9 protein-coding genes and 1 tRNA gene are annotated in these 17,407 nt (G+C 66.4%); 7 read left to right on the top strand and 3 right to left on the bottom strand.

What is annotated here, in order from left to right; genetic code table 11:
* Positions 1-225: 225 nt before the first annotated feature.
* On the bottom strand, positions 226-567 hold the full coding sequence (locus MTBSS4_RS15215) for a septum formation initiator family protein (RefSeq protein WP_254432583.1): 342 nt from the start codon (positions 565-567) through the stop codon (positions 226-228).
* A 228-nt stretch (positions 568-795) separates the two neighbouring features.
* Here MTBSS4_RS15215 and trmFO point away from each other — a divergent pair, with 228 nt between their 5' ends.
* The 5 genes from trmFO to MTBSS4_RS15190 all read left to right on the top strand — a co-directional run bounded on the left by trmFO (position 796) and on the right by MTBSS4_RS15190 (position 12,863).
* Positions 796-2,154, top strand: a complete 1,359-nt coding sequence (trmFO, locus tag MTBSS4_RS15210; RefSeq protein WP_173984243.1) for a methylenetetrahydrofolate--tRNA-(uracil(54)-C(5))-methyltransferase (FADH(2)-oxidizing) TrmFO — start codon at positions 796-798, stop codon at positions 2,152-2,154.
* Between the two features lie 101 nt (positions 2,155-2,255).
* Positions 2,256-3,713 (top strand): TolC family protein, encoded by a 1,458-nt coding sequence (locus MTBSS4_RS15205; RefSeq protein ID WP_254432582.1) that lies wholly within the window; start codon positions 2,256-2,258, stop codon positions 3,711-3,713.
* The gene (locus MTBSS4_RS15200) at positions 3,691-5,721 is read left to right on the top strand and encodes a peptidase domain-containing ABC transporter (protein ID WP_173984242.1); all 2,031 of its coding nucleotides are present in this window, start codon (positions 3,691-3,693) and stop codon (positions 5,719-5,721) included. Before MTBSS4_RS15205 ends, MTBSS4_RS15200 begins: the two co-directional genes overlap by 23 nt.
* Complete coding sequence (locus MTBSS4_RS15195; protein WP_173984241.1) at positions 5,721-7,133, top strand: HlyD family type I secretion periplasmic adaptor subunit; 1,413 nt, start codon at positions 5,721-5,723, stop codon at positions 7,131-7,133. The genes MTBSS4_RS15200 and MTBSS4_RS15195 overlap by 1 nt, the downstream gene beginning before the upstream one ends.
* A 15-nt stretch (positions 7,134-7,148) precedes the next feature.
* Entirely contained in the window at positions 7,149-12,863 is a 5,715-nt protein-coding gene (locus MTBSS4_RS15190) for a cadherin-like domain-containing protein (RefSeq protein ID WP_173984240.1), read from the top strand.
* Positions 12,864-12,927: 64 nt separating this feature from the next.
* On the opposite strand, the gene MTBSS4_RS15185 is transcribed toward MTBSS4_RS15190, so the two are convergent.
* Positions 12,928-14,205, bottom strand: a complete 1,278-nt coding sequence (locus tag MTBSS4_RS15185) for an ammonium transporter (protein WP_173984239.1) — start codon at positions 14,203-14,205, stop codon at positions 12,928-12,930.
* A 226-nt stretch (positions 14,206-14,431) separates the two neighbouring features.
* Positions 14,432-14,508, bottom strand: a tRNA-Asp gene (locus MTBSS4_RS15180).
* A gap of 98 nt (positions 14,509-14,606) precedes the next feature.
* Here MTBSS4_RS15180 and MTBSS4_RS15175 point away from each other — a divergent pair.
* Positions 14,607-14,783 carry a DUF4169 family protein gene (locus MTBSS4_RS15175; RefSeq protein WP_173984238.1) on the top strand — a complete coding sequence of 59 codons (177 nt, stop codon included), beginning with the start codon at positions 14,607-14,609 and terminating at the stop codon, positions 14,781-14,783.
* Positions 14,784-14,940: 157 nt separating this feature from the next.
* The gene (locus MTBSS4_RS15170) at positions 14,941-17,367 is read left to right on the top strand and encodes an EAL domain-containing protein (RefSeq protein ID WP_254432581.1); all 2,427 of its coding nucleotides are present in this window, start codon (positions 14,941-14,943) and stop codon (positions 17,365-17,367) included.
* Positions 17,368-17,407 lie beyond the last annotated feature (40 nt).

The raw sequence follows: 17,407 nt of genomic DNA, 5'->3' as shown, positions 1-17,407 counted from the left end.
CATGCTTCCCTATTTTACAAGTTGATTCTTGGGATAAAATCGTTGTGCTGCGCACCATTGGCGCTTATTAACCAATATCAGGTTAATTGGGATTTCATCGCTGCGATGCAGCATTATTCTTTTGTGATTAACCCCAGATCCAAACACGCCTCCGCCTCACGCCGCCCCACCCTATCGGGCGGGGTGGCATTGATGTGGGGTGGGCAACGGGAAATGGAAAGAGGCCTACTTCCTCTTGTCGAAGACGACCACTTCGCCGTCATGCCCCATGTTGAGCATGACGCGGGCCCGCTCTTCCAGCATGTCGGGGTCGAGATGATCGGGGCGCAGCAGCAGGACGCGACGCTCCATCTCCTGGCGTTCGGAAGCGACCTTGGCCAGACGCATCTCGGCCTCCAGCAGCTCGTTATGCAGGCGGAGATAGGCCAGGACGCCGCGATCGCCTTCCACGGTGTGGTAGGCGAAATAGGTCACGGCGCCAAGCCCGACCAGCGGACCGACCATGTGACCAAAGCGGCGGCGAATTTCCTGCAACATGAAGCGGATGAAATCACAGCCCGATTCCATACGTCAACGAGTGACGCCACAGGGAATATGAAATTTCACCAGATCAGTAATTGTTGTTGCAGAAATGACTCAGTTTCCGTCGCTTGTGTGACGAAGATCACAATTGGCATGTGAACCTCTTATGAACCGGAATGCTTCCATGTAACGCGAGGTTCCGATCAAATAAATAAGCATGGTCCGAGGCAAACCCCCTGGACAGGCGCCGGCGAACCCTCTATGTGACGGGCCATGACCCGAACCGTTCATGTGATCGGCGGCGGGCTGGCCGGGTCGGAAGCCGCCTGGCAGCTCGCATCGGCCGGCATCCCCGTCGTCCTCCACGAAATGCGGCCGGCGCGTCCCACCGCCGCCCACCAGACCGGTGGGCTGGCCGAACTGGTCTGTTCCAACTCGCTGCGCTCGGACGACGCCGATTACAACGCCGTCGGCCTGCTGCATGAGGAGATGCGCCGGACCGGATCGCTGATCCTGGCCATGGCCGACGCCCACAAGGTGCCGGCCGGCGGCGCCCTGGCGGTGGACCGCGACGGGTTCTCGGCGGCGGTCCAGGCGGCGCTGGACGGCCATCCGCTGGTCACTATCCACCGCGAGGAAATCGCCGGCCTGCCCCCCGCCGAATGGGGCAGCGCCATCATCGCCACCGGCCCGCTGACCTCGCCCGCCATGGCCGAGGGATTGCGCGCCGTCACCGGAGAGGCGTCGCTGGCCTTCTTCGACGCCATCGCCCCCATCGTCACCAGGGAGAGCATCGACTTCTCCAAGGCGTGGTTCCAGTCCCGCTACGACAAGGGCACCGGTTCGGACTACATCAACTGCCCACTGTCCAGGGACCAGTATTATGCTTTCGTCGATGCCCTGATTGCCGGCGACAAGGTGGAATTCCGCGACTGGGAGAAGAACACCCCTTATTTCGACGGCTGCCTGCCTATCGAGGTCATGGCCGAGCGCGGCCGCGACACCCTGGCCTATGGCCCCATGAAACCGGTGGGACTTACCCCCCCCACCGGGCCGAAGCCGTTCGCGGTGGTGCAGTTGCGCCAGGACAACGCGCTGGGCACGCTCTACAATCTGGTGGGCTTCCAGACCAAGCTGCGCCACGGCGAGCAGGTTCGCGTCTTCCGCTCGATCCCCGGGCTGGAAAGCGCCGAATTCGCCCGCCTGGGCGGCCTGCACCGCAACACCTTCGTCAACGGCCCCCGCGTCCTGGACGGATCGCTGCGCCTGAAGGCCGATCCGAGGCTGCGTCTGGCCGGCCAGATCACCGGCTGCGAGGGTTACGTGGAAAGCGCCGCCATCGGCCTGCTGGCCGGCCGCTTCGCCGCCGCCGAGCAATACGGCCGCGCGATGCCGCCGCCGCCGCAACTGACCGCGCTGGGCGCCCTGCTGGCCCACGTCACCGGCGGCGGCAACGCCGAGACCTACCAGCCCATGAACATCAATTTCGGCCTGTTTCCGCCGCCGCCCGAACGCGACGAAAACGGGCGGCGGGTCAAGGGCCGCGACCGCAAGAAGCTGTATTCCATCCGGGCGCGAGAGGCTTTCGCCCCCTGGCTGGAACTGGTGGAAGGCGGCCCGTGGCCGGAATGAATATCGGCTGCTGATGAAACGTTAATCATTTCGTAGTGTTGTTCCCTATAATTGAACCAGGATAGAAGCTGAGAGGCATCCCCCCTCGGAGATAGGGTTTCGTGCGAAGAACTCGCCTTGCCATGAATGCGGTGGTCGCGTTGCTGCTGGCCGGGTGCGCGGCTCCGGCCGATCTCGCCCCCGTTGCGGATGATCTTTCCCGTCATGCCGCATCGCTGCCCTCCGACGTGCTGTCGCGGCCACTGACCGTCGACGACGCCATCGCCCTGGCCATGGCCTACAACCTGGATGCGCGGGTGAAGGTGCTGGAGGAAGTGCTGGCCGCCGGCAAGGCCGACCTGTCCCTGTTCGCCCTGCTGCCCGAACTGGCCGCCAAGGGCGGCTGGTCCAAGCGCAATCCCAAAAAGCTGACCACCTCGCGCGATCTGGGCACCGGCGCCATGGGCAATTTCAGCGTCGGCGAGGATGCCATCGGCCGGACCGGCGACCTGACCGCGTCGTGGAATCTGATGGATTTCGGCATCGCCATGGTTCGGGCCGACCAGGAAAGCGACCGGATCAGGCTGGCCCAGGAAAAGCGCCGCCGGGCCTTGCACCTGCTGATCCAGGACGTGCAGGCCGCCTATTGGAAGGCGGTGATCAACGAATACGCGGAAAAGAAGTATAATTCGCTGCAACAGCGCCTGATCAAGTCGGTGGCCGACGCCGAGGCCGCCGAACGCAGCCGGATCGGCGATCCCATGCAGATGCTGGCCCATCAGCGAGCCATCGTCGACACCATGCGCCAGATCGCCGAATTGCAGCGCCAGACCTCCACCGCCAGGGCCGATCTGGCCGGACACATGGGGGTGGGCTCGGTCACCGCCTTCCGGCTGGCCGAGTTGAGCGACGATTCCTTCCTCGACGTCGCCGATCCATCGCAGACCGTCGAGGACATGGAGGTCGTCGCCCTCGACAACCGCCCCGAACTGAAGGGCGAGGAAATCCAGTTCCGCATCGACGTCAAGGAAATCCGGACCGAACTGCTGAAGTCGCTGCCCGGCATCGGGCCGTTCCTGGGCGGTCACTACGATTCCAATTCGTTCATCAAGTACAACGCCTGGGCCGATGCCGGCCTGCACATGGCCTGGAACCTGATCGACATGCTGAGTGCCCCCAAGCGCATCAGCCAGGCCAAGAACGTGGCCGAGGTCACCCGCACCAGGCGTCTGGCCCTCGGCATGGCGGTGGTGACCCAGGTTCACGTCGCCGACATCCAGCATCGCCACGCCCTCAAGGAATACCGGCTGACCGAGCAGATGGCCGCCATCGACCGGCGCATTTCCGGACTGGCCGCCAAGTCCAAGGCGGCCGGCAGCGGCAGCGCCATGGAGGAGATCAAGGCCGAGGCGTCGGGAATGCTGTCGACGCTGCGACGCTTCATCCTGTATTCCGACCTCCAGGCGGCCAAGGCCCGCCTCAATTCCGCCATGGGCATCGATCCGCCCCCGCCGGATTCCGCCGCCGGCGCCGCCCCGTCCCCGGATTCCCCCGCCGATGCCGCCCAGCCCGCAGGCTGACCCCTCCGGTCTGGACGGCGAGGCGCGAGCCATATCAGCCTGCCTGCGTATGCTTGGCCATCCGGTCGCCGCCACGGCGCTGATGGATTCCTACCGCATGGCCGAGGCCGAGGACGCCGCCGCGCCCTGGGTCGTCGCCCTCGGCCGTTACGGCTTCGCCGCCCATGTGGAGGACGGGGTCAATCCCGCCCGGCTGTCCACCGACCTGTTCCCCTGCGTCGATCTCGCCCCCAAAGGCGCGCGCGCCCTGCTAATGCCGCCCCACGAAGGCGAGGCGGGAACGCTGCTGTTCCTGCGCCCCCGCCTGGACCGCGAGGCGACGACCCTGCCGACATCCTGGCCGGCCTTGCTGGCGTCGTGGAAACCGATGGTGATCCGCGCCGGGCTGGCCGGCATGCTGGCCAACATCCTGGCGCTGGCGGCGCCCATCTTCTCGGCCCAGGTCTACGACCGGGTTCTGCCCCATGGATTGCTGGATTCCCTGGCGGTCATGGCCGCCATGTTCTTTGGCGCGGCGCTGTTCGAGCAGGTGTTCCGCCGGCTGCGGGCCCTGTTCGTCGAGGATGCCCTGCACGAGGGCAATGTCCGCCTGGCCATGGACATGCACCGCCGGATCATCGAAACCCGATTCGACGGCGCCGCCGCGCCGTCGGGCCATCTGATGCGGCTGTTGCAGGATTTCGATTCCATCCGCGACGGTTTCGGCGCGGCGGCGGTGTCGCTGCTGGCGGACCTGCCGTTCATGGCCCTGTTCCTGTTCGGCCTGTTCCTGTGCGATCCGCTGATCGCGCTGGTCATCCTCGGCCTCAACGTCCTGATCAGCCTGTCGACCTTCATCGCCATCCGCCGGCAGCGGCTGCTTTACAAGGAGCTGTCCCGCGCCGCCACCCACCGCGCCCAGGCGGCGCAGGAATCGTTCTTCGATCCGGAAACGGTGCGCCGCGTCGGGGCGGGCGCCTATCTCCAGGCCCGGTTCCGCCAGGGCACCGCCCTTTACGCCGCGGCGGCGCGGGCCATCCGCACCTTGTCGGCGGCGCGCGGCAACCTGTCGATGCTGGCCCAGAACCTGTCCATGCTGATCGCCATCGGCCTGGGCGGCTGGCGAGCGGTCGACGGCGACATGAGCGCCGGCGTGATCCTGGCCGCCACCATGCTGGCCACCCGCTTCACCGGCGCCACCATGCAGCTGGTATCGGTGGTGCCGCAGGCCCTGTCGGCCGTCGCCTCGCTGGACGCGCTGAGAACCGTCACCGGCCGGCCGACCGAACGGCCCGAGGGCTCGGCCCTGATCCACCGGCCGGTGGCCCGGGGCGGCCTTGTGGTCGACGGCGTCGTCGCCCGCTATCCCGGTTCCAGCCATCCGGTGCTGGACGGACTGGATTTCACCGTCGAGCCGGGCGGGCGCCTCGCCGTGGTCGGGCCATCGGGATCGGGCAAGACCACCCTGGAAAAGGTGCTGTCGGGCATCATCCGCCCGGCATCCGGCCGGGTGCTGCTGGACGGCGTCGACATCGCCCTGATCGACCCCGCCGACCTTCGCCGCCATGTGGCGGTCTGTCCGCAGACACCGCCGCTTTATTCCGGAACCCTGCGCAACAATCTGTCGTTCGACGGACAGGTCTCGGACGACGACATGATCCAGATGATGAACGCCCTGGGCGCCGGCGGGGTGATGCCCATGGGCATGGGACTGGATTTCGACGTGATCGAGGGGGGGCGGAACCTGTCGGGCGGCCAGCGCCAGCTGGTGGCCCTGGCCCGGACCTTGTTGCGGGCGGCCCCGGTGACCATCCTGGATGAACCCACCGCCTTTCTCGACGAAGCCACCGAGAAGCGGGCCATCGCCGGCATTCACCGCGCCATCGCCAACCGGACCCTGGTGGTGATCTCGCACCGGCCGGCGGTGATGATGCTGGCGCCCCGCGTCGCCCAGATGGAAAGGGGCAAGATCGTCCGCATCGGCCAGCGGACGCCGTCCCCGGCCGCAACCACGCAGGCGGGGACGTGATGGCCCGGCGCGACGGCAAGGCCCCGCCCCCCGCCGCCAGCCTGGACGGTTTTCGTTCACCGCTGCACGGCATCGCCCCCAGGCTGACTCCACCCTCGGCGTCGTGGCTGCTGCTGTGGTCGGCCCTGGCGTTCGTCGGCATGTTCGGTGCCGCCTGGCTCCTGGAGCTTGACGAGGTGGTGACCGCGCCGGCCCGCATCGAACCGTCGGGACAGATTCGCCACGTCCAGCATTTCGAGGGCGGCACCATTCAGGAGGTGCTGGTTCACGAAGGCAGCTTCGTCGGCATCGGCGACGTGCTGGTGCGTCTGGTCAATTCCCAAAGCGCCGGCGATCTGGCCGACAAGCGCGCCCGCTGGGCCGCCTTCCAGGCCCGCGCCGCCCGGCTCAAGGCCGATCTGGCCGGCGTCAAGGACATCGCCTGGCCCAAGGACGTGGTCATCGATTCCGAGACCAGGCGGCGGGAAAGCCTGATCCACGCCGAACGCCTCGGCCATCGCGCCCAGCAGGTCACCGTCATCCAGCGCGAGATCGAACGCCGGCAGCGCGAGGTGACCGAGATCGAGACCAAATCGGCGGGACTGGGCCGCGCCCTGGCCAAGGGCGTCGAGGAAATGCGCATCAAGAAGAAGGCGTACGAGGCCGGCGTGGTCGGCGACCAGGAAATCATCAAGCTGGAACGCGAGCAATTGTTGCTCGAAACCGAGGTGTCGACGTCGCGCGACACCATCGCCCGCCTCAAGGCCCAGATGCGCGAGGCCGAGGCCAAGCTGGCCGAGTTCGAGCAAGGCTGGCGGGCCGGGGTGCTGGACGACATCGGCAAGGTCGAGGCCGAGATCTCGGCGCTGAAGGCCACCATGGAGGTGGCCTCCGACCGCGAATCCCGGTCCGAGGTGCGGTCCCCGGTGCGCGGCGTGGTCAAGATGGCCGCCATCACCAATGTCGGCCAGGTGGCGCGCCCCGGCGACACCTTGATGGACATCGTGCCGCTGGACGACGCCCTGGTGGTGGAGGTCAAGGTGCCGCCCCAGGATATCGGCCATGTCCGCGAGGGGCTGCCGACCTCCATCCGGCTGTCGGCCTACGACCAGTTCCGCTTCGGCCACCTGACCGGCCGAGTGATGATGGTGGGCGCAGACGCCATCGAGGAGGTCAAGGGAACGGCCTCGGTCTCCTATTACAAGGTCCTGGTCCATTCCGAGCAGGGAGCGCTCACCGACGCCAAGGGGATAAGCTATCCCGTGCGCTCGGGCATGGCCGGGACCGCATCCATCGTCATAGGCCGCAAATCCATCCTCCGGATGGTTTTTGATCCGCTGCTGCGCAATGAAATGATTTTTTCATTGAATTCGTTCAAGGTGGAGTGGCCGGGTAGCAAATCCCTTCCCCAGAAGGAGAAGGCTGCGCCCTGACCGCAGGTAGAAGCCATGCATGTCGGTTCGTCGCACATCCCCGCCCCAAAGCCCCTCGCGACCCCGGTCGCCGATGCCGACACGCCGCCTCCGGCCGATCCGGCCAAGCCCGCCGTCTCCGCCAAGGTGATCGGCAAGGTGGTGCAGGTCCAGGGTGAGGCCTGGGTGATCCACGACGGCAAGAAGATACCCGCCAAGGCCGAGATGGCGGTGACCCAGGGCGATTCGATCGAAACCGCCCAGGGTGCCCAGATATCCCTGGTGTTCGCCGATCGCTCCACCTTCGCGCTGAAGGACAAGGGATTGGTGGGGCTCGACGAATTCACCTACGACCCCGTCACCAAGACCGGAGCCGAAACCTTCCTGGTGGCCCAGGGCGGCTTCTCCTTCGTGTCGGGCGACATCGCCAAGACCCAGCCCGACGCGGCCCGCATCGCCACCCCGGTGATGAGCCTCGGCATCCGCGGCACCACCGTCGCCGGCAATGTCGGCGCTGACGGCGCCACCTCGGTGGCACTGCTGCCCGATCCCGGCTCCAACTTCGTCGGCGAGATCACGGTCGGCAAGCTGGGCGGCGGCGGCGAAAGCTTCACCATCAATGCCGCCGGAGCCGGCATCGTCGACGCCACCTCGGGCGGCACCTGGTCGGTCAGCACCAATGCCGCCGCCGCGGTCGCCACCGCGATTCCCGCCGCCGTCCCGCCGCCGGCCACGCCGCCGGTCCTGCCGGCCGCCCCCGCCGCCCCGGCCGCCCCGGGCGGAGGAACCGGACAGGCCCCGACCGGCGGCGCCACCCAGCAGGCCGCCGCGCAGCCGGCCGGAACCGCCGCTCCCGACGCGCCGCAGCAGACCGCCGCGCCCGAGCCGCCGCCGCTGCCGCCACCACCCGAACCGGCCAAGGTCGCCCTTCCCGAACCGCCGCCACCACCGCCGGAGCCGGCCGCCCCGCCGCCGCCGGTCAATGCCGCGCCACCGGCGGCAGCCCCTCCCCCCCCCCCCAATCGGGCGCCCGTCACCAGCACGGTAACCCTGGCCGCCGGTACCGAGGACACCTCCCGGACCATCACCCGGGCGGAATTGCTGACCCACGCCTCCGACCCGGACGGCAATCCGCTGACCATCGGCGGCGTCACCGCCAGTCAAGGAACGCTGGTGGATAACGGCGACGGCACCTTCACCTTCACGCCCGCCGCCGATTTCAACGGGCTGGTGGATATCGGCTATACCATCAGCGACGGCAGGGGCGCTTCGGTCCAGGGCGACGCCGACCTGACCATCACCGCCGTCAACGACGCGCCGGCCAACAGCGGCGCGGTGGCGCTGAGCAGCGGCGCCGAGGACACGCAGAAAATCATCGCCATCGCCGACCTGGTGGCCAACGCAGCCGACGTGGACGGCGATACGCTGACCGTCAGCGCCATTTCCGCCGATAACGGCACCGTCGCCATCAGCGGCGGCGACGTCATCTTCACGCCCGATGCCAATTACAACGGGGCGGTAACCTTCACCTACACCATCAGCGACGGCAATGGCGGCACCATTCCCGGCAGCGCCACCCTGACCCTGGCCGCCGTCAACGACGCGCCGACCAACAGCGGCGCGGTGACGCTGACCGCCGGAACACAGGATATGGCGGAGACCATCGCCATCGCCGACCTGGTGGCCAACGCAGCCGACGTGGACGGCGATACGCTGACCGTCAGCGCCATTTCCGCCGATCACGGCACCGTCGCCATCAGCGGCGGCGACGTCATCTTCACGCCCGATGCCGGCTTCTCCGGCACCAACACCTTCAGCTACACCATCAGCGACGGCAATGGCGGCACCGTTGGCGGCAGCGCCTCCATGGCGGTCAACGCTCCCTCGGGATTGCTGACGCAAAGCGGCACCGTGCTGCATTCGATCACCGCCGCCGCGCTGATCGACAGCGACTTCAGCAGTTTTTCCGGCGCCAGCTCACTGGTGTTCGACGTCGCCGCCGGGGCTCAAGGGGTGACATTGGGCACCGTCACCAACGCCCTGGGCCTGACCACCATCGACGCCACCGCGACCACCGGCGCGGTCACCATCAACGGTGCCGCCGCCACCGGGAATCTGATCGTCACCGGCGGCTCCGGCAACAGCAGCTATATCGGTGGCAGCGGCGACGACACCTTCACCGGCGGCTCGGGCGCCGATTCCTTCGTCGGCGGCTTGGGCAACGACACCATCCACGGCGCCAGCAATGACGCCCTGATGGATGGCGGCGACGGAACCGCGGACGTGCTGTCGGTCGACGCCATCAATTTCGAGGACGGCTTGGGCAACAATGGCCAGATCGTCAACATCGAGATCATCAACATCACCAACGCCAGCACCGCCAGCCAGTGGTTCAAGTTCGACGACCAGAACGACGGCTTCACCTTCAACATCACCAGTTCCGCCAACGTCACCATCCAGGGCAGCCAGGGCAACGACGTCATCAACGGCGGCAGCGCCGGCGAGTACCTGTGGGGCGATCAGGGCAACGACACCATCACCGGCGGCTTGGGCGCCGATACCCTGGCCGGAGGCAGCGGCGCCGATCTGTTCGTCTATACCGCGGCGGACCAATCCACCGACGGAACGCGCGACACCCTCACCGACTTCACCACCGGCACCGACCAGATCAGGATCAGTCTGACCGGCAACCATGTGGACGTGTCCACCTTCACCTCGGTGGCAAACTACAACACCGGGCAGGGAACGCTCATGCTGGGCGGCGTGGTCGGCAACGGCTTCTATTCCACCTTCGACGACGCGCTTTACATCTACGTCCAGGGCAGTTCGACCGCCATCAGCAGCAGCGACTACGTCATCGGCAGCGCCAATGATATTGCCGCGACGGATCTGCAATTCGTCATCAGCGGCACCACCGGCGGCGACACCCTGGTCGGAGGTTCCGGCAACGACACCATCGCCGGAGACGACGGCGCGGACACCATCACCGGCGGCGGCGGCAACGACGTCGTCACCGGCGGCGGCGGCGCCGATATCGCCATATTCTCGGGCAGTATCGCCAACTACGCCATCACCTCCAGCAGCGGAACCCTGACCGTGACCGCGCTCAGCGGCAGCGACGGCACCGATACGCTGAGCGGCATCGAGACCTTGCGCTTCGGCGACGGCGACATCACGGTATCGAGCGTGGGGCCGCAGGCGGCCATGACCGGGACGCTGGGGTTCACATCGTCCGGAACCTATCAGAACACGGGCGGGTCGGTGGACACCCACGGCTTCGTCGCCGATGTCAATGGCGATGGCCTTCTCGACATCTTGTACAACAACAACTCGGACGGCCTGGTTCTGGGGCTGAACCAGGGAAGCGCCTTCGGCTCCTCCAGCTTCGACTTCTCCATCCTCGCGGGAACCCTCGGCAGTGGCGGCCATTACACCGTCGGCGACATCGACAATGACGGCTTCGTCGACATCATCGCCCTCGACCCCTTCAACGGCCTTACCAGCTTCCTCGTCAATGACGGGCAGGGCAGCTTCACCGCCTCGGGAACCACCATCAGCCTGTCGGCAACCCCCTTCGCCGGGGTGGCGCACCTGAACAACGACAGTTATCCGGATCTGGTCCTGCTGCGAAACAGCGGTCTCGGCGACACCATCCATTTCGGGACCTCCGGCGGCGGCTACACCGCCAGCGGCCAGATTCTGGGATCGGCCGGCGCCAAGTCGGTGGCCTTCGCCGACCTGGACGGCGACGGCGACAACGACTTCGTGGTCGGCAATTGGGGCGCCGCCGGACAGGTCTGGATCAACGGCGGAGACGCCAGCGGCACCAATACCGGCACCTTCACCCTTGGCCAGACCCTGACCGTCACCGGCTTCGCCCAGCCCGCCAACCTGGCGGCGACCCTGGGCATCGAGCTTCAGGACTTCGACGGCGACGGCAACATCGACATCTTCTTCGCCAATCGCGGCACCGAAAACATGCTGTATCTGAACGACGGCAACGGGGCGTTCACACGGACCGGCACCGGCTACGGCACCGACAACACCGCCTCGGCCGAAATCATCCGTCCAGGTTCGGCGGCGGCCGACGTCAACAATGACGGCAACATGGACGTGATCGTCGCCACCGAGGGAGGCGACGAGATCTGGATCAACGACGGCGCCGGCGGCTTCACCCGCTCGACCATCACCCTCGATTCCGATTGGAACGCCGACATGATCGCCGCCGATTTCGACGGCGACGGCGATGTCGACATCGTCGCCCTGGCCTCACACGGGCAAGCGACCACCTTTTACGCCAACACGATGCTCAGTCCGCCCACCTATGCCGAAGGCGGAGCAGCCGCCTCCCTGTTCGCCAATCTCAGCCTGACCGACGCCGACAGCGCCAACCTGAGCGGCGCCACCCTCACCATCACCAATTATTCGGCCGGCGACACCCTGACCTTTACCGACCAGAACGGCATCACCGGCTCGCTGAGCGGCGGCGTCCTCACCCTGAGCGGCATAGCCACCCTGGCCAACTACCAGACCGCCATCTCGTCGGTCACCTATTCCAATTCCAACGCAGCCATGAGTTCCGCCGACCGGATCATCAGCCTGACCGTCAGCGACGGTCTCAATACCAGCGCGACCCTGACCCAGACCGTTCAGGTCAGCGTCCTCGACGACACCCTGTCCGCCACCGTCGGCGCCGACGTCCTGGACGGCGGCGACGGCAGCAATGTCTACGTGGTGAGTTCGGCCACCTTCGGCGGCGGCGACGTCATCGCTGACAGCGGCGACGATTCCGGCGACGTGGACATCGTCCAGATCAGCGGCGGCGGCACCATCGATCTGGCGGCCGGAACCATCACCGGCATCGAGGTCCTCTCCCTGGACGCCGCCGGCAATACCGTGATCCTGGGGGGGACGGCCGACCCGCAGCAATTGCAATCCATCGTCGGCGGCGCCGGCACAGACATCCTGGAACTGGCCGGCGGCGAGACCGTCCTTGACCTGACCGGCGTCGCCCTGTCCTCGATCGAAAGCATTTCCACCGGCGCAGGCAACGCCACCGTCAGCTTCGACGACGTCAGCACCCCCGGCGTCAGCACGGTCCTGGACGGCGACGCCTCGGCCGGCGATGCCGACACCGTCGTCTTCTACAAGCTGACCCAAGGCGGCACCCTGGACATCAGCGGCGTCACCACCGTCGACATCGAGCACGTAGTGTTGCAGGCGACCGCCGATGTCGCCGAGAACGCCAGTTATACCGGCCTCGACATCACCTTCATCGGAAACGACGACGGCAACACCATCATCGGCGGCGACGGCGACGACACCGTCACCGGCGGCAGCGGCAACGACACCATCGCCGGCGGCGCCGGCACCAACACCCTGAGCGGCGGTCTTGGCAGCGACGTCTTCGCCCTGTCCTCCACCGGCGTGGCGGTGATCACCGATTTCTCGGCGGGCGAGATCATGGAACTGTCGCACGCCGACGTGGCGCTGGGCAGTTCCGGCACCCTGGCCATCGGCAATTACGCCGAGGAGACCAATTCCGCCAACGCCATGTCGGCCACCGCCCAGGATTTCAGCGCCGGCGTCCACAATGCCGGCGTGGTGGTGATCGACAACGGCGGCGGCGGCGCCAATATCTGGTACACCACCGACATGGCCGCCGCCACCACCGCCAACTCCACCCAGATCGCCCAGGTTTCGGTGGATACCTCGTCGCTGGACAACACCAGCTTCCATCTGGGCGTATAATATCGGACGAAGCGACGCCGAGGAGTTGCCGCCGCCCGGCGACGGCTTCGCCCCGGCGTTCCGGTCAGGCCCGTCTGGCGGCGTTGGACGAATGCACCGACATGGCGAGACCGTCGTCGTGCACGGTGGTGGCGTCCTCGGGATAAGCGCCGATCTGATGGATCGACAGGTCGGCCCCGGCGAATTCCTCCTCCTCGTCCAGGCGAATGCCCAGCCAGGCCTTGAGACCGCCGTACACCGCCACGCCGCCGGCCAGGCCAAAGGCCGCGCCGGCAAGGGTTCCCACGATCTGCGCCCCCAGGCTGACGCCGCCCAGGCCGCCCAGCGCCTGCTGGCCGAACACGCCGCAGGCGATGCCGCCCAGCACGCCGCACATGCCGTGCAGCGCCCATACCCCCAGGACGTCGTCTATCCGCCACTTGGTCTGGCACAGATTGAACAGCCATACGAACATGGCCCCGGCGATGCCGCCGGTAGCCAGCGCGCCGATGGGATGCATGACGTCCGATCCGGCGCACACCGCCACCAATCCCGCCAGGGCGCCGTTGTGGACGAAACCGGGATCGTTGCGCCCCACCACCAGACTGGCGATGATGCCGCCGACCATGGCCATCAGCGAGTTCAGCGCCACCAGGCCGGAAATGTCGGCGATGGCCTGGGCGCTCATGACGTTGAAGCCGAACCACCCCACCGACAGCACCCAGGCGCCCAGTGCCAGGAAGGGGATGTTGGACGGCGGAATCGCCACCAGCTTGCCGTTCTTGCGATAGCGCCCCAGGCGGGCGCCCAGCAGGACGACGGCGGCAAGGCCGATCCAGCCGCCGACCGCGTGCACCACCACCGAGCCGGCGAAATCGTGGAAGGCTACTCCGAACGTCGCCTTCATCATGTCCTGGAAGCCGAAGCGGCCGCCCCACACCATGCCTTCGAAGGTGGGATAGACCAGGCCGACCAGAATGGCGGTGGCCATCAATTGCGTGTTGAACTTGGCCCGTTCGGCGATGCCGCCCGACACGATGGCGGGAATCGCCGCCGCGAACGTGGCCAGGAAGAAGAACTTCACCAAGTCGTAGCCCAGGGGGGCGAAGGCATCGCCGCTCTTGCCCACCAGCACGTCGGCCCCCACCAGGAAACCGGTGCCGTAGGCGACGCCGTAGCCGACAAAGAAATAAGCCACGGTCGAAACCGCGAAATCGGACAGAATCTTCACCAGGGCGTTGACCTGATTCTTCCTGCGGACCGTGCCCACCTCAAGGAAGGCGAAACCGGAATGCATGGCCAGGACCATCACCGCTCCCAACAGCACGAACAGCACATCCGCGCCCGTCTTGGTCGTCTCCATCTTAATCCTCGATTCAAAAGGATGCCGCCGCATCGGAGTGGCAGGCGCACAGCAATATCCGTGCCGGCCGCGAAAGCAGGCAAAGCCTTGCCGCCCATGAACGAGGCAGATGTGGCTGCTTAATGTTTATGCATTTCCGCGAAGCAATCCGCCATGAAAACAGGCAGACAGCCCGGTTCCGTCGCCAGCGGCGAAACGGAACGCGACCATGATGCGAAAAGGGAAATGGCGCGAGTGACGGGGCTCGAACCCGCGACCTCCGGCGTGACAGGCCGGCGCTCTAACCAACTGAGCTACACCCGCGCGAGGGCCGTGGATATAGCAGCCGATCAGACTCGACGCAAGCGCTGAATCGCGATTTCGTTTAAGCTTCCGACAAGAGTGAACCGCAGGAGGCCGCCATGGCCGAGATCGTCAACCTCAACCGTTTCCGCAAGGCCAAGGCCAAGGCCGCCGAGGAGATCAAGGCCAACAACAACCGCCTGCTGTTCGGCCGCAAGCGCACAGACAAGGAGATCGACAGGAAGGAACGGGAAAATGCAATGACCGAACTGGACGGCAAGAAACTTGATGAGTGAAATGTTGCACATATCAAGTGTATGTTACTTACGCTGAAGAACGCTTGAATTACCCTTCAGGACCAGTGCAAAGTAAATCCGGCCAGGCAATGAACCGTATCATTGAAACAATAAAAAAATAGCGCGGAAAAATCGCGCTGCCGTTGGGGAGGCTGCGATGAATGCTCGAACTGGGCGAGTGATCGGCGCGATACCGACCGATATGCTGCCGGTATTGCTCGAACGTCTTCCCGAGGTTTTTTTCAAGACGGATGCCGATGGCACCCTGACCTGGATTTCGGCCGGGGCGCCGCGCATGCTGGGCTATTCCCTGGAGGAACTGGTGGGAATGCCGGCCAGCGACCTCTATGTCCGGCCCAGCGAACGCACCGCCATCATCCGGGCCATCCATGCCGGCCACGGCGCCGCCGTCGACGTGGAGGTGGAACTGCGCCGCAAGGACGGCAGCACCATCTGGGTGATGATGAGCGCCTGCGCCGCCACCGACGCCGCCGGCCACTTCGCCGGCCTCCAGGGCGTCACCCGCGACATCACCGAGCTGTGGAAGACCCGCAAGACCCTGGAGGACAGCGAGGACCGCTTCCGCCGGCTGTCGGACGTGGCCACCGAAGCCATCTGCATCCACTATCAGGGCAAGATCATCGACTTCAACAAGGCGTTCGAGACCCTGTTCCGCTACACGCGCGAGGAATTCCTGTCCATGTGGGCGTGGGACGTGATCGATCCGCGCGACATTCCCCGCGCCAAGGAGATGGTGCGGCTGCAATACGAGGACCCCTACGAGGTTCGCGGCCTGCGCAAGGACGGTTCGGTCTTTCCCATGGAGATCTATTCCAAGCATAGCTGGATGGGCGAGAAATCGGTGCGGGTCACCTCGATTCGCGACCTGACCCAGCGCAAGCAGGCGGAAGAGACGGTGCGCCTGCTGTCCCAGGCGGTGGAACAGAGCCCGGTGGCGGTGGCGGTGATCAGCGCCGAGGGCGTGGTCCAGTACGTCAATTCCGCCCACGGCGACATCACCGGCCATGCCGCCTCGACGGTGGTGGGACAGAAGCTGACGGCGCTGTATCCCCCCAAGGCCCGCGGCGCGATCGAGGAGATGTGGCAGACCCTGATCCAGGACGGCGAGTGGCATGGCGAGATGCTGGTGCCGCGACCCGACGGCACCCAGCACTGGCTGGAGGCGCAGGGCTCGCGGGTGGCGACGCCCGGCGCCGATATCGTCCACTATCTGGTCGTGATGGAGGATATCACCGTCCGCAAGGAGCAGGAGCGGCGGTTGCAGCATCAGGCCCTGTTCGACGGCCTGACCGACCTGCCCAACCGCACCCAGGCCCTGGACCGGCTGGCCCACGAGATCGAGGCCGCCCGCGAGACCGAGCGCAAGGTGGCGCTGCTGTTCGTCGACCTGGACGAGTTCAAGGCCATCAACGATTCCCTGGGGCATGAATACGGCGACGAACTGCTGGTGCTGGCGTCGGAACGGCTGCGCAAGGCCGCCGGCGCCGGCCGGGTCGTCGCCCGCTTCGGCGGTGACGAGTTCCTGGTGATCATGGGCGACATCGCCGATGCCGCCGCCGCCCAGGAGGTGGCCGCCGCCATCGTCGCCGAATTCGCCGCACCGTTCACCATCAGCCGCCGCGACCTGATCGCCACCGCCAGCATCGGCCTCGCCCTCTATCCCGAGGACGGCAGGACCCACCAGACCCTGCTGCGCAACGCCGACACCGCCATGTATCAGGCCAAGCAGGGCGGGCGGAACCGCTATTGCTTCTTCACCGCCCGCATGAACGAGGAGGCCGAGTACCGCCTGCGCATGGAAGGCGAACTGCGCAAGGCGGTGGGAACCGGGCAGCTGTTCCTCAACTACCAGCCGCTGGTCGATGTGCGGTCCGGCCGGGTGGTGGGAATGGAGGCGCTGCTGCGCTGGAAGAATCCCGAGCTGGGCAGCGTTCCGCCGGATCGCTTCATCCCCCAGGCCGAAACCAGCGGCCTGATCGTGCCCATCGGCCGCATGGTGCTGTTCACCGCCTGCCGGACGGCGCGATCCTGGGTGGATGCCGGCCATCCGGACATCAAGATCTGCGTCAACGTCTCGCCGCGCCAGTTTCAGGACGGCGGATTCATCGACGATGTCCGCCGGGTGCTGGCGGAAACCGGACTGCCCCCCGCCAGCCTGGAGCTGGAGATAACCGAGGGATTGCTGCTGGCCGAGCGCAGCGACGTCGGCGCCCTGCTCAACGAACTGCACGACATGGGGGTCAAGCTGTCCATCGACGATTTCGGCACCGGCTATTCGTCGCTCAGCTATCTGGAACGCTTCCCCTTCGACACCTTGAAGATCGACCGCTCATTCATGGTCGGCATGCTGGAGCGGCACGAACGCAAGGTGCTGGTGGAAACCATCGTCACCATGGCGTCCGGCCTGGGGCTGGAGGTGATCGCCGAAGGCGTCGAGACGGCGGAGCAACTGGCCCATCTCGCCGCCATCGGCTGCGACATCGCCCAGGGCTTCCTGTTCAGCCGGCCGGTGCCGGAGGCCGAGGCGGCGATGATCGTTGGACGCGCCTTCGCCCCGTCCTGAGGCCGGCGCCATCCTTCACGGCAAGTCCGGCCTCACAGCA

Origin of the sequence: Magnetospirillum sp. SS-4 (assembly GCF_902729425.1) — a bacterium.
Taxonomy (GTDB): Bacteria; Pseudomonadota; Alphaproteobacteria; order Rhodospirillales; family Magnetospirillaceae; genus Phaeospirillum.
The sequence above is the reverse complement of the archived record's forward strand: the minus strand, read 5'-3'. Positions and strand labels throughout refer to the sequence as shown.

Coding starts and splice junctions, on each gene's coding strand:
- MTBSS4_RS15185 (WP_173984239.1), bottom strand. CDS start 14,205: ATGGAGACGACCAAGACGGGCGCGGATGTGCTGTTCGTGCTGTTGGGA.
- MTBSS4_RS15190 (WP_173984240.1), top strand. CDS start 7,149: ATGCATGTCGGTTCGTCGCACATCCCCGCCCCAAAGCCCCTCGCGACC.
- MTBSS4_RS15175 (WP_173984238.1), top strand. CDS start 14,607: ATGGCCGAGATCGTCAACCTCAACCGTTTCCGCAAGGCCAAGGCCAAG.
- MTBSS4_RS15170 (WP_254432581.1), top strand. CDS start 14,941: ATGAATGCTCGAACTGGGCGAGTGATCGGCGCGATACCGACCGATATG.
- trmFO (WP_173984243.1), top strand. CDS start 796: ATGACCCGAACCGTTCATGTGATCGGCGGCGGGCTGGCCGGGTCGGAA.
- MTBSS4_RS15215 (WP_254432583.1), bottom strand. CDS start 567: ATGGAATCGGGCTGTGATTTCATCCGCTTCATGTTGCAGGAAATTCGC.
- MTBSS4_RS15200 (WP_173984242.1), top strand. CDS start 3,691: ATGCCGCCCAGCCCGCAGGCTGACCCCTCCGGTCTGGACGGCGAGGCG.
- MTBSS4_RS15195 (WP_173984241.1), top strand. CDS start 5,721: ATGGCCCGGCGCGACGGCAAGGCCCCGCCCCCCGCCGCCAGCCTGGAC.